Annotated in this window: 10 protein-coding genes, 1 tRNA gene and 1 pseudogene; 8 read left to right on the forward strand and 4 right to left on the reverse strand. The window is 46.0% G+C overall.

Annotated features, from left to right (window positions below):
- The first annotated feature begins 5 nt into the window (after nt 1-5).
- The 3 genes from C943_RS17565 to C943_RS17575 all read left to right on the forward strand — a co-directional run bounded on the left by C943_RS17565 (nt 6) and on the right by C943_RS17575 (nt 4778).
- A complete protein-coding gene (locus C943_RS17565) occupies nt 6-1499 on the forward strand; it encodes a xylulokinase (RefSeq protein WP_040481198.1) in 1494 nt (497 codons plus the stop codon).
- Nucleotides 1500-1609: 110 nt separating this feature from the next.
- A complete protein-coding gene (gene xylA, locus C943_RS17570; RefSeq protein WP_008630561.1) occupies nt 1610-2926 on the forward strand; it encodes a xylose isomerase in 1317 nt (438 codons plus the stop codon).
- A 184-nt stretch (nt 2927-3110) separates the two neighbouring features.
- Nucleotides 3111-4778: an FAD-dependent oxidoreductase gene (locus C943_RS17575; protein WP_008630563.1), complete on the forward strand. Its 1668-nt coding sequence runs from the start codon at nt 3111-3113 to the stop codon at nt 4776-4778.
- 19 nt (nt 4779-4797) lie between these two features.
- Here C943_RS17575 and C943_RS17580 read toward each other — a convergent pair whose 3' ends face one another.
- The 4 genes from C943_RS17580 to trpS all read right to left on the reverse strand — a co-directional run bounded on the left by C943_RS17580 (nt 4798) and on the right by trpS (nt 8784).
- Entirely contained in the window at nt 4798-5757 is a 960-nt protein-coding gene (locus C943_RS17580) for a maleylpyruvate isomerase N-terminal domain-containing protein (protein ID WP_008630565.1), read from the reverse strand.
- A gap of 22 nt (nt 5758-5779) precedes the next feature.
- Nucleotides 5780-6211 carry a hypothetical protein gene (locus C943_RS17585; protein WP_040481167.1) on the reverse strand — a complete coding sequence of 144 codons (432 nt, stop codon included), beginning with the start codon at nt 6209-6211 and terminating at the stop codon, nt 5780-5782.
- Between the two features lie 69 nt (nt 6212-6280).
- Nucleotides 6281-7459 carry an aspartate aminotransferase family protein gene (locus C943_RS17590; protein ID WP_008630569.1) on the reverse strand — a complete coding sequence of 393 codons (1179 nt, stop codon included), beginning with the start codon at nt 7457-7459 and terminating at the stop codon, nt 6281-6283.
- Between the two features lie 350 nt (nt 7460-7809).
- On the reverse strand, nt 7810-8784 hold the full coding sequence (gene trpS, locus C943_RS17595) for a tryptophan--tRNA ligase (protein WP_040481201.1): 975 nt from the start codon (nt 8782-8784) through the stop codon (nt 7810-7812).
- A gap of 72 nt (nt 8785-8856) precedes the next feature.
- Here trpS and C943_RS17600 point away from each other — a divergent pair, with 72 nt between their 5' ends.
- From C943_RS17600 to C943_RS17620, 5 genes and pseudogenes are all read left to right on the forward strand, one after another.
- On the forward strand, nt 8857-9948 hold the full coding sequence (locus tag C943_RS17600; RefSeq protein ID WP_008630573.1) for a DUF1573 domain-containing protein: 1092 nt from the start codon (nt 8857-8859) through the stop codon (nt 9946-9948).
- A gap of 101 nt (nt 9949-10049) precedes the next feature.
- A tRNA-Gly gene (locus C943_RS17605) sits at nt 10050-10122 on the forward strand.
- Nucleotides 10123-10457: 335 nt separating this feature from the next.
- Nucleotides 10458-10940, forward strand: coding sequence for a response regulator transcription factor (locus C943_RS21555; RefSeq protein WP_008630575.1), 483 nt, complete (start codon nt 10458-10460; stop codon nt 10938-10940).
- A gap of 409 nt (nt 10941-11349) precedes the next feature.
- Nucleotides 11350-12624 (forward strand): LamG-like jellyroll fold domain-containing protein, encoded by a 1275-nt coding sequence (locus C943_RS21560; RefSeq protein ID WP_157198596.1) that lies wholly within the window; start codon nt 11350-11352, stop codon nt 12622-12624.
- Between the two features lie 351 nt (nt 12625-12975).
- Nucleotides 12976-13592: pseudogene (locus C943_RS17620) on the forward strand (hypothetical protein); the annotation flags it as partial.

The following is a 13592-nucleotide window of genomic DNA, read 5'->3' on the forward strand; positions in this document are numbered from 1 at the left end:
TGGCAATAAGAAGATTATTGATTGGGTACGATATCGGTAGTTCGTCTGTAAAAGCCACTTTGCTTGACGCCGATTCGGGAAGGGTTGTCGGTTCAAAGGCATTGCCGAAAGTAGAAATGCCCATCGACGCGCCGAAGAAAGACTGGGCGGAACAGGATCCAGAAATGTGGTGGAAATATGTAGTAGACGCCACCCAGGCGCTCGTAAAGGAGGGAGACATCAAACCAGGGGAGCTCAAAGCGATAGGTATTTCCTACCAAATGCATGGCTTGGTCTGTGTCGACAAATACAACAAGGTGCTTCGTCCCGCGATCATCTGGTGTGACAGTCGCGCAGTAGGTATCGGCAACAAAGCATTCAGGTCGCTGGGGGCTGAGTTTTGCCTTCCCCATTTGTTGAACTCGCCTGGCAACTTCACTGCTTCCAAGTTGAAGTGGGTGCAGGAAAACGAACCTGAAATCTATCAGAAGATACACAAGATCATGCTTCCAGGCGACTATATCGCTCTAAAGTTGACCGGCGTAACCATGACCTCTGAGACCGGGCTGTCCGAAGGGATTTTTTGGGATTTCCAAAAAAACAGCCTTTCAAAGGATCTTTTGGATCACTACAAGTTCGAGCGCTCACTGATCCCGGATGTCGTACCTTCATTTTCCCAACAGGGGAAAGTATCGGCGGCATCAGCATCGCTCTTGGGAATCGATGTGGGCGTGCCTGTGACCTACAGGGCAGGAGATCAACCCAACAATGCATTTTCCCTTAAAGTATTGAAGGAAGGTGAACTGGCAACGACCGCCGGCACTTCAGGCACGGTTTACGGTGTGAGTACACGAGCGGTATATGACCCTAAGTCTCGGGTCAATACTTTTGTGCACGTCAATCATCGCAGGCAGGCCCCGAGCTATGGAGTATTGCTTTGCGTGAATGGCACAGGGATTTTGAATTCTTGGTTGAAGAGGCTGATCGGAGGCGACAGCATAGGGTACGAAGATATGAATGCCCTGGCAGCGGAAGTTCCGGTCGGATCAGACGGACTGTCATTCATTCCTTTTGGTAACGGCGTAGAGCGGATTATGGAAAACAAACCCGTGGGCGCACATCTTTCAGGATTGAATCTGCTGAAGCATGACAAGCGACATTTGCTCCGTGCAGGTCAAGAGGGAATCGTTGCCGCATTGACTTATGGCTTTCAGATCATGAAAGACATGGGGATGAACCTCAATACGGTAAAAGCTGGACATGCCAATATGTTCTTAAGTCCCTTATTCAGAGAGGCTTTTGTCAATATGAATGAAGTGACGCTGGAATTGTATGATACCGATGGTTCACAAGGAGCAGCGCGAGGTGCGGGGATTGGTGCGGGGATTTACGCGAATGAAGAAGAAGCCTTTCAAAGTCTTTCGCGCATCTCCACCCTTGAACCAAACGCCAAAAAGACCAATCAGTACCAAGAGGTATATGCACAATGGGTTGCGGCTTTGGAGAAAGTAAAAGGCTAATCGTGAATTCATAATTATAAATTATCAATTTGGTTTCGAAATGCAGGCTATCGTCTTTGGTCTATAATCTGTCAGCTTGAAAAACAATAACTCAATAACCTATTTATAACATGTCAAAAACCTATTTTCCAACTATCGAAAAAATCAAGTTTGAAGGAAAAGGATCTAAAAACCCTTTCGCTTTCAAATACTATGATGAAAACAGAGTCGTGGCTGGCAAGACCATGAAGGAACACTTCAAGTTTGCCATTGCCTATTGGCATACATTCTGCGCGACAGGAGCAGATCCCTTTGGTCCGGGTACCATGGTTCGTCCCTGGGATGCCAACCCCGACCCAATTCAGCGGGCGAAGGACAAAATGGATGCAGCCTTTGAGTTCATTACCAAGATCGGTGCTCCTTATTATTGTTTTCATGACATCGATTTGATCGACGAAGGTGGAAGCATTGCGGAGTATGAAAAACGCATGCAGATCATCACAGATTATGCATTGGAAAAGCAGAAGGCAACTGGTGTGAAATTGCTTTGGGGCACGGCCAATGTCTTCAGCAATCCGCGCTATATGAACGGTGCATCGACCAATCCGGACTTTGACGTGGTGGCTTGGGCTGGGACGCAGGTGAAGAATGCCATTGATGCGACCATCAAACTCGGAGGAGAAAATTATGTGTTCTGGGGTGGACGCGAAGGCTATATGTCTTTGCTGAATACCGATATGAAACGTGAGACAGAACATCTTGCCAAGTTTCTAACCATGGCAAGGGATTATGCCCGCAAGCAAGGCTTTAAGGGTACGTTCTTTATCGAGCCAAAGCCCATGGAGCCCACCAAACATCAGTATGACTATGACTCCGCGACTGTAGTCGGATTCCTACGTCACCATGGATTGGACAAAGACTTCAAAATAAACGTAGAAGTCAACCATGCTACATTGGCCGGACACACTTTCCAACACGAACTGCAAGTCGCAGCTGACGCCGGCATGTTGGGTTCAATCGATGCCAATAGGGGAGATTATCAAAACGGCTGGGACACCGACCAATTTGCGCTCAACCTGCAGGAATTGACCGAGGCAATGCTCGTGATCCTGCAGAGTGGTGGTCTCCAAGGTGGTGGTGTTAATTTCGACGCCAAAGTGCGCAGAAACTCAACGGATTTGGAAGATTTGTTCCTGGCCCATATCGGTTCCATGGACGCTTTTGCAAGGGCCATGTTGATTGCCAATGAAATCATCACTAACTCAGCGTATTCCGAACTCCGTCAAAAGCGTTATGCTTCCTTCGACGCAGGTAAGGGCAAAGAGTTTGAGCAAGGCAAATTGACTTTGGAAGACCTTAGGTCCCATGCCTTGTCTGTCGGCGAGCCTAAGCAAACCAGCGGCAAGCAGGAGCTTTATGAGAATTTGTTGAACGAATACATCGTCTGATAGCTTTCTCGTTCAAGCCATCGAAAAAGCCGATTTGGATACGCCAGATCGGCTTTTTCATTTTTCGTTTTCCATCACATTCAGCGGGACCGTAATTCAAAAAAACTACAAGCCTTTGGTCATAGAATTGTTCCCCATTTAAGTATCAAATCGTAATTTCATCTGCAACCGACCAACCTCAGCCATGAATAAACTCACGATGCTATGTCTTTTCTTGATTTCAGCGATGATCTTCAATGCATGTCAGAAACCAAGCAACGAATCCGAATATCAAGCTGACATTATCGTGTATGGTGGGACCTCGGCAGGAATTATCGCTGCATTACAGGCCAAGAAAATGGGAAAGTCGGTTTTGGTGGTATCACCGGATAAGCATTTGGGAGGGCTTTCTGCGGGTGGATTGGGCTTTACGGATACCGGTGACAAGTCGGTGATTGGAGGATTGGCGAGGGAATTTTACCATCGGATCTATTTGCACTACCAAAAAGAAGAATCCTGGAAATGGCAAGCAAAGGCCGACTATGGAAACGTCGGCCAGGGTACGCCGGCGATCGATGGCGATGCCCGGACCATGTGGATTTTTGAGCCCCATGCCGCCGAGCAGGTTTTTGAGGATTTTGTAAAAGAATTTGATATTCAGGTTTTTAGAGACGAATGGCTAGAAAGAGCTTCCGGTGTTGAAAAACAGGAAGGAAGGATCGTTTCCTTCAAAACGCTTTCCGGTAAAGTATTCAAAGGAGAGATGTTCATCGACGCTACCTACGAAGGGGATTTGATGGCGGCCGCGGGTGTACCCTATCATGTCGGCAGGGAATCCAATGCCACCTATGGGGAAAAGTGGAACGGTGTACAGTTTGGCGTTTTTCAGCATGGCCATTATTTCAGGGATAGCATTTCGCCCTATGTGATTCCCGGAGATCCGAGTTCTGGACTCCTTCCCGAGATTTCAGATGAAAAAATCCCGGAAAACGGTACAGGTGATGATAAAATCCAAGCCTACAATTTTCGAATGTGCCTCAGCAAGCACCCAGATAACAGGGTACCGTTTCCAAAGCCAGAAAACTACGATCCAGCGCGTTACGAACTATTGGCGCGGGTTTATGCTGCAGGATGGGGAGAAACCTTTGACAAATATGACCCGATTCCAAACCTCAAGACCGATACCAACAACCATGGTCCGTTCAGTACAGACTACATTGGAAAGAACTATGCCTATCCCGAGGCAAGCTATGAGGAACGTAGGGCAATCATCAAGGAACATGAGGATTACCAGAAAGGCTTGATGTACTTTTTGGCAAATGATCCCAAAGTGCCTGAAGAAGTCCGGGCCCGGATCAATGAATATGGCGTGGCAAAAGATGAATTCACCGACAACGGGAACTGGCCGCATCAGATTTATGTGCGTGAAGCACGGAGGATGCTCGGCGATTATGTCATGACCGAACATGATGTTTTGGGTGATAAAGTGGTCCCAAGACCCGTGGGAATGGGCTCCTACCATTTGGATTCGCACAATGCTCAGCGGATTGTTGGCCCCAACGGCTACGTGCAGAACGAAGGAGATATCGGCGTCAAACCAAAGGAGCCTTATCGTATTTCCTACGGAACCATCATTCCAAAAAAATCAGACTGTACCAATCTCCTCGTGCCAGTCTGCGTTTCGAGTTCCCACACGGCCTTTGGGTCAATTCGCATGGAGCCGGTTTTCATGATCTTGGGACAATCCGCAGCGACGGCAGCTGCAATGGCAATTGATGAAAAAAGTGCTGTTCAGGACTTATCTTTTGAAGTGTTAGAGCAGAGGCTGAAGCAGGACGGACAAGTCCTGTATTTGGAAGAAAGGTTGAATTGAGTCGGAATACTGCACGAACCTACGCCATTACTGCCAGCATGCTCAGTATGTGTTCGCCCAAGTGTTTTTGACCAGATATCTCTACAAGCAGCTTTGCTTCTTCTTTTGTAATTCCCTTGGTAAAAATCCTCCAGGCAATTTCCCCAGGAATGGAAACCGCTGCATCCGGCATTTTGTCTGGATGGATAACCAATTCCCAGGCATCGGTTTTTCGTATTAACCACCAATCGCCTCCGCCTTCACCCCTTACCTGAATTTTAATCAAGGTATTATCTTCAGCTTCCATTTTCCGATAATGGTGCGGCAAGGCCAGCATCGACGTCTCGAGATAAGGACGGTAAAGTTCAGCCTGAAACAACTCGGATTCCAGATCGACTGCTAACCTGATTTGCTGTTGGTGGTGCCACTTTTCGGTGTATTCCCGAGCGACATGAAACCAGTTTAGGGAAACATCCTCACCTGCCCAAGCAACCGAAAAAGCGGCAGGTTCTAATGGAGGCAAAGATGCAATATGCGCACAATATGCCTTTCCCGTTATTTCCAGCAAATCGACTAACAACCGAGGACTCACACGTCTCATCGCTTTTACCCAATCAGTATTGAGCCCGTTGAGAAAATCGAGCAAATCAGCGTAAGAATTGACTTTCTCTGGTTTTTCCCCATAATACCCATCCCGCAGCATCGACAGGGAGCGGATATTGCCATCAAGCAGGTGCGCCGCAATGTCCTTGATGGTCCATTTTGGGGAAATGGTTTTTCTCTCCCAATCTTCGGAATTCAAAGACCGAAGGAGTTGGATCAGTTTTTCATCCAAAACAGGAAAAAGGTGGCTGGTTTGAATCATGGCCAAAATAATGTCTTGGTTGACAAAATAAACTTTGTCCCGTTGAATAATGAAACCTTTCTTGTCATAAAATGAATTTACCCGAAGGAATTTGGCGGAAGTGCTGTCTTTCTTCCAAAAAACACGGGCTTTCAAAATATAAGTTTCACCCTATAGCTCATTTTGCCTCTCGACTTTCGGATTTTCCTCCGGTCCAACCTTTAAGGATATCCATTTCGGTTTTGATCACAAATGCAATCACAAGGAATTCTGAGATAAAATATAGCCATCCTATGGCAGTCACTTCGCTTCTTTGAATAAAGAGGATCCACATGGTTAGCAAAACATAGGAAAGATTTGCCAGCATGATCACCTTCAGCAAATTCGGTTTCTCCGTTTTCACGGAAACGAAGCAGATCAAATCGTATAGGCAGAAAAGGCATGCCACCAGCCCCAGCAGCCACAGCAAATCCCTTGAAACACCGATTTCCTCGGAAAAGAACCATAGGGGTCCGAGGATGAGCATAGCCGACATTGCGGCGCCTGCACCATCGAACAAAAATACGTTTCTGGGAGCTTTTCGCAGCCACAGGGACAAGGCTTCTCGCATTTTTTGATTAGATTATTTTTTGAAATATAGGAAGCTTTGACAGGATCATTTTGAAGTACTCGATCCCGTTCAGCCTTCGATCGCTTCCAAAATCTTCGTACAGGCTTCCCGAATCTCTTTTTCCGAGATCGTCAAAGGCGGTGCGATTCGCATGGCGTCATCACAGAATAGGAACCAATCCGTAATCACACCTTTTTCGATTGCACGGTCAATGATGGGCTTGAGGACTTCGAAAGATTCGAACTCCACCGCCATCATCAGGCCTTTGTTGCGGACGGATTTGATTTTGGGATGTTTGAGGAGTTCCTTGAAAAGATTTGCCTTTAATTCGACGCCAGCCAAAAGGTTTTCTTCTTGAATTACGCGAATTGTTGCCAAAGAAGCTGCAGCGCTCACAGGATGTCCGCCGAAGGTCGTGATATGGCCCAAAAGCGGGTTATTTTTGAAAACGCCCATGACGTCTTTGTTGGCAATGAATGCACCAATCGGCATCCCGCCGCCCATTCCTTTGGCACAAACCAATATGTCTGGAACAATGAAGAATTGCTCAAATGCCCAAAAAGTGCCCGTACGTCCAAATCCGGCCTGTATTTCATCCAAAATCAACAGCGTACCGGTCTCATTGCAGCGTTTTCTGAGTGCTTGGAAATAGCCGTACTCGGCGATTCTGACACCTGCCTCTCCTTGCACCGTTTCCAAAATGATGGCTGCGGTATCGGCATTGATAAACTCCAAATCTTCCAATTCCCCAAAGCGGATGTTTCGAATTCCGGGGAGAAGTGGTCTGTAAGCCCGTTTGAAAATCTCGTTGCCGCCGACGGAAAGCGAACCATGCGAAGAACCGTGGTAGGCGTTGACGCAGGAGATGATTTCCCTGCGGTTGGTATAGCGCTTCGCCAATTTGAGCGCACCTTCTACGGCCTCACTGCCCGAATTGACGAGGTAGACATTATTCAAACTGGGAGGGAGGGTTTCGCAAAGCGCTTTGGCCAATTGGACTTGGGGGGATTGCACATATTCGCCATAGACCATCAGGTGCAGGTACTTGTCCAATTGCTCTTGGATCGCTTGCAGCACCTTCGGATGCCGATGGCCAACGTTGCTGACGCCGATACCCGAAATCAGGTCGATATATTTTTCCCCGTTTGGTCCGTACAGATGGACTCCTTCTGCTTTTTCCACCTCGATCATCAGCGGAAAATCCGTCGTCTGGGCAAGGTGGGAGAGAAAGAGTTGGCGGTTGTTCATGGGGAAGGGGAGAATAGTTAATAGTTATTAGGTTACTGAGTTAATGGTGGGGAGTCTGTAGATAGTCGATAGTGCATGGTTTCGGCAATCGAACTTCAATTCTTGTGGTTGTTTGTTGGTTATTGAGTTATTTGTGGCGAAGTCCATAGTCCATAGTCCATAGCTTCGGGAATTGAACTTCAATACCCGATTCGGATTCCCGATACTTGGTTCTTCGTACTTCTTACTTGGTACTCAAATAGTCAATAGTCCATAATCCACGGCCGTAACACTTCGATTCTTGGGGTTGATTTAAGGATACTTTGTACTTTGAACATGGTATGCGAGTCTCAAGTCTCGTGTCTCACCTCTTACACAAACCCCAACTTTCTCCTAACCCTTCCCAATACATCCTGTGCAATCACCTTGGCGCGGGATTCTCCTTCCGCCAATTTGGCTTCCAACTCGGCGGGATGGTTCATGAAGTAATCGTAGGTTTTTCGGGCTTCTCCATATTTCTCCAGAATCACCTGCATGAATTCCATCTTTGCGTGTCCATAACCGAAGTTGCCGGCCAGATATTTTTCCCGCAATTGCGCCGTTTGGGTAGGACTGGCAACCAAGGAATAGAGTTTGAATACGTTGCAAGTATCCGGGTTTTTGGGTTCCTCAAGTGGCGTGCTGTCCGTGACGATGCTGTTGATGTTTTTCTTCAGTTCCTTTTCAGGAAGGAAAATGTCGATGTAATTGTTGTATGACTTGCTCATTTTCAAGCCATCGGTTCCTGGCACGACCATCACTTCCTCGGAAATCCGTGCTTCGGGCACCACGAGGATTTCCTCCTCCATCCTGTTATTGAAAGTCTGTGCGATGTCCCTCGCGATCTCCAAATGCTGCAATTGGTCCTTGCCGACGGGCACGATATGGGCGCTATAAAGCAGGATATCCGCAGCCATGAGTACGGGATAGGTAAACAGGCCCGCATTCACGTCCGACAAGCGATCGGATTTGTCCTTGAAGCTGTGGGCATTGGCAAGCATCGGATAAGGCGTAAAGCAACTCAGGTACCAAGTCAATTCCGTGACCTCCGGAATCATCGATTGCCTGTAAAAAACCGTCTTTTGGATATCCAACCCAAACGCCAACCAAGCAGCCGCGACGGCCAAGGTATTGTTTTTCCTTTCGTCACCGTCCTTGATGGTGGTGAGGGAATGCAGGTCAGCGATAAAGATAAACGACTCGTCTGTTTCCTTTTTTGTCAATTCGATAGCAGGGATGATAGCCCCGAGGATATTGCCCAAATGGGGCTTTCCGGAGCTTTGTATACCTGTCAGGACTCTTGCCATGGTTGTAAAATTTGCCGCAAAATAATACAATTCGAGGTACAATTGGCTTGAATTTTCACGTTATTTGCCCGTATGCAAAACAGAATTACCCTTATCGCCTCGCTCGTTTTAGCCGTTTTTGCCACTGAAAACCTTACAGCACAGACTGTTCAGCGCAAAACCTTTACCTGGGAAACCAAAAAGATCAACATCGGACCCGTGTTGGATGAAAAGGGTCCTGTTGAAGTGGAGTTTTTTGCAAAAAATGAAAACCAGGTACCCCTTTTGATCACAGATGTCGTGCCCGATTGTGGTTGTACGACTGTGGGATATTCCAAAGACAGCATCGCCGCGGGCCAGATCGGCAGTATCAAGGTGCAGTTTAACCCCGAACAAAGGGGGGGTGAATTTTCCAAAGGCATCATCGTCCGAACAAACGAGGATATCTATGGCGACACCCTGTTTTTGGAGGGAATCAATATGCCGCTTTCGGAAAACCCCGAAATGGACTTCCCCCATCGGATGGGAAGTGTCGGCATGCGGCTAAGCGCTGTGAATTTCGGGTATGTGTTTACCAACGAGCCCAAGATCAAATATGTCGAGGTCCATAATTTTGGTAGCGAAGAAATCAGCTTGGCCGAGGAAAGTGCCCGAATTTCGGATTACCTATCGCTATCCTTTGCGCCGGATGCCATTCAGCCCGGTCAGCGAGGGCTTCTTGTCATGGAGTATAATGGCGAGGCAAAGAAGGACCTTGGTTTTTTTGAAGAAAAAATCTCTCTGAAACTGAAACCAGGGGAGGATCTTGGGCTTCGGGTCTTGGCTGTGGTGTATGAATATTTCCCGCCAGTGCCAAAAAGCATGGAAAATATGGTTCCAAGGTTGGGCATTACGGAGACGGAGTTTGACTTGAGGGAAATATCCGCCAACCAAAAAGTAAGCCGGACGATTTCGATGACCAATACAGGGCAGGAACCGCTGCATATCCGCAAGGTCAGCACCAATTGCAACTGCGTCGTGACCACGCTTGGCAAGGACACCTTGCAACCCGGTGAAAGGACCGAGTTGGCCTTCACCTTTGATCCGAAGGGTAGGAGGGGCATCGACCACAAACACATTACCATTTTCAGCAACGATCCCATCAATCCCGTGCGCACGATTGTGGTGCGGAGTTCGGTGCGCTAATTGTTAATTTGGGATCAACAGCCGAGTCTGTTATTTTTTAGGATTTGCGGGTTTTCCCTTTTGGAAATTGCAGGCACTTGGTTAGATTTGGAATACAAAAAGCGGGTGTAGCTCAGTTGGTAGAGCGTCAGCTTCCCAAGCTGAAGGCCGTCGGTTCGAGACCGATTACCCGCTCTTTTACTTTTTCCTGATTCACGATCAGATACACCTCCTTAGCTATTTGCTTCCGGTCCTTTTTACGCCGCCCTACAATCCCGTTAACAAATCATGATGTTCGAAAACAAAGCAGGAAAATAAACCTCCTAGGAATTCAAAATTTGAAACAAACTGCCCAAATTTCCATCTACGAGAGTATTTTTTTCTTATCTATGGTAATCGGCATATACTCTTTTTCTGAATTGTTTTCCAAAGGGCTGCAATGTCTTTTAAGGTCGAACCTTCATTTTCAAAAGATAGAGCCCTTCCAAAACTCCCAACTGTTATTATCCAAACTCGAAAACGGGGAAAATTTGGATTTGCTGATCATTGATTTGGATGATTATGCCGGAGATGCCTTGTCGGATATCAGGCACCTTTTGATCAAAAAGCCCGATCTAAAAATTCTATTGATTGGTAACCACGAATATGAGTCAACGATTGAGCTTTTTCGTCTAGAGGGGGTGAAGGGATACGTAGGTAAAGGCGCCAATTTTGAAAGGTTGCATTTGGCAATAGACTTGTGTTTGGACGGAAAACCTTACTTTCCCCCCGGGAAGACACGGGGTGTGAAGTTCTTCACGAGTAACTTTTTCAATAAACTGCGTGACGACTACCAACTTTCGGATCGGGAAATGGAGATCATGCAGTTGATATTCTGTCAGTATGAGACCAACGAAATCGCTGAAAAACTGAGTCTGAGTCCACACACGGTCCGCACCCACCGAAAGCGGATTTATAAGAAGCTCAAGATCCACAACCTTTCAGGATTGCTGCACCTGATGCCCGGAATTTGAATAACTGATTAGTTCAAAATACCTCGTTTAGGGTATTTCTTTTTGGTCGTCACAATTCGAATTTTGTTTGTATTGATACAGTCCAGATTGTAGTGTGGAGTATTCGATTTCCAAAAATTCTTTTTTTACTTACCAAATTGCCACAACTGATTTCCTCAAAAGCAACAAGCAGACGGAAAAATCATTGGAAATCTCCTACCCATAACGGAAGTCCCTTAGGTATTTCCAAGCCTCAACCTGGAAAATTTTCTTAAGTCATGAATCGAGTGTCATGTTCTTTTGATTTTTCAAAGGATGCGAAATAGTGATGAAAATAACAGGTTTTGATACCTGTAATTACTCCGAAAATCTACCTAAAGTAGTAGCTGAATTCAAAAATGTACTAGTCAAATTCAAAACCCAAAAAAAGATGGAAACGCTAAAAAGAATGAGCATCCAAAACTACCTGGTGGTTTTGTTTGCGTTTGGATTGTTGTTTTCCTGCGAGCAGTTAGCTCCCGAGGAAACGCCTGTACAGGTTGTGGAAGAATTCGTGGATATGAGCGGGGTTGCGCTTGAACCCGAAGATGATCCGATAGGTGCCCGCTTGGTTTACAGTTTGGACTGTGAGTCTGATTGCATCGAGCCGGGCAGTGGGAACTACTTTGCGATAACGGACTCCAAAAGCCTAAGTTCCGGGATCAACACAAAAAAAGTCACCTACAAATCCTACAATACCGAGGATAAGTTTGTGGTAAAGGCCAAATACGAGGTTGTCTCCGGGCCCTCTCAGGCGAAGGCCTCGATTGTAATCCAAATCAATGGAAGCGTGAAGGAATTCAAGGAGGTACCTTCTGGATACACCGCCACCTATTCGGTCCCGCTTTCGGAAGGATGGGCAAAATGCGATTTGGTTAGTTTTTCGATCGTCCAAAATGGTCTTGGATCTCCGATATCATTTTCAGAAGACTATAATTTGATACCGGTCTGTGAGGATACCCATGAAGGACTAATTCTTTGGAATAAACTTGGATCCTTTGAAGAAATCACCAACAGTGAGTTTGGACCTGATTTGTTTCCGGGATCAGGGATGTTGTTTGAAATTGGTAAATATGGAAATGGATTATTTGTGCCCCAATATGATGGACAAAGGGAAGTGCATTCTCCTTTCAGCCCAAGAAATGTCATCCCACTTGGCGCATTTTGTATAGAATTTTGGTATAAAAGGACTGTTGAGGACTGGGAGGGTTACTCATTCATTTCTGGAGCCTATGAAGATAATGGAATTGGAATTGTCGATTTTACAGGCCATAGTGGATATGTTGGATCGTGGCAATTGTTTTTTACAATTAACAATAATTCAGGGGATTGGGTAAGCAGGCATAAGATCGACCTTGGGAACCAACAGAATTATTCTGAATTTTTCCCGAAAGATGAATGGATTCATTTGGCGATTTCTCACGATGCAAACTGGACTGTAGGCCAAAGGATGAAAATGTTTAGAAATGGAATAGAGGTGATTGGATTTAACATGGAATTTGATAACGGTGACATGGCTCATGTAGGACAATTTGGAGAAGGTGGATTTAGAATTGGAAACTTTGTGGCTTGGGATACCTGGGGTGCCGGTGGCGTCATCGACAATATCAAGGTTTGGAACTACGCCAAAACCGATTTCTCGGATCGGGATACGGAAGGACATTGAGGTTAGCTTGAATCATAAGTTTCGACGGGTCAAGTCGGAACTTATGTTTTTTGAATCCTGAGGTTCTCCAGAAAATTGTAAATAGCACTTATGCCACGACTTTTTTTGACAGCATGTAATTAATGTTTGATTTCGATTCTGTTCGTTTTCCAATTGTCCTAATAGTAGGGTATGCTTTTTAGATGATTAGCCTGATTTAGGTTTGAACGTTTGGAAATAGTCTTTCAATTTACTGATTTACAGTATTTTAATGATAAAAATCACTCATTCTGATGCCTGTCATCATTCCCATTTTCCCCCGATGGAGGTAGCTTTATTTGAAGTTAAGTTCCAATCAAAAACCCAAAAAAGATGGAAATACTAAAAAGGAAGAGCATCCAAAACTACTTGGTGGTTTTGTTTGCGTTTGGTTTGCTTTTTTCCTGTGAGCAATTAGCTCCCGAGGAAGCGCCTGTACAGGTTTCGGAAGAATTCGTGGATATGGACGGTATTGCGCTCGAACCTGACGAAGATCCGATAGGTGCCCGCTTGGTCTACAGTTCGGACTGTGAGTCCGATTGCATCGAACCCGGTAGCGCGAATTATTTTGCCATAAGGGATTCTAAAAGCAAAAGTTCCGGCATCAACACAAAAAAGGTCTCCTACAAAGCCTATAACACCGAGGACAGGTTTGTGGTAAAGGCCAAATTTGAGATCACAGCAGGGCCATCCCAAGCAAAAGCCTCCATTGCGATCCAGATCGACGGAAAGAAAAAGGAATTCAAAGCCGTCCCTTCCGGCTACACTGCCACCTTTTCCATCCCACTCGATAAGGGATGGGATAAATGTGATCAGGTCACGTTTTCCATTATACAAAAAGGGCTAGGAACGCCCATATCATTTTCAGAAGACTACGATTTGATACCAGTTTGTGAGATAGGAGACACCTTCACTGACCCACGTGATGGGAATGTTTACAAAATCGTAAA

The organism is Mariniradius saccharolyticus AK6 (assembly GCF_000330725.2).
GTDB classification, from domain to species: domain Bacteria; phylum Bacteroidota; class Bacteroidia; order Cytophagales; family Cyclobacteriaceae; genus Mariniradius; species Mariniradius saccharolyticus.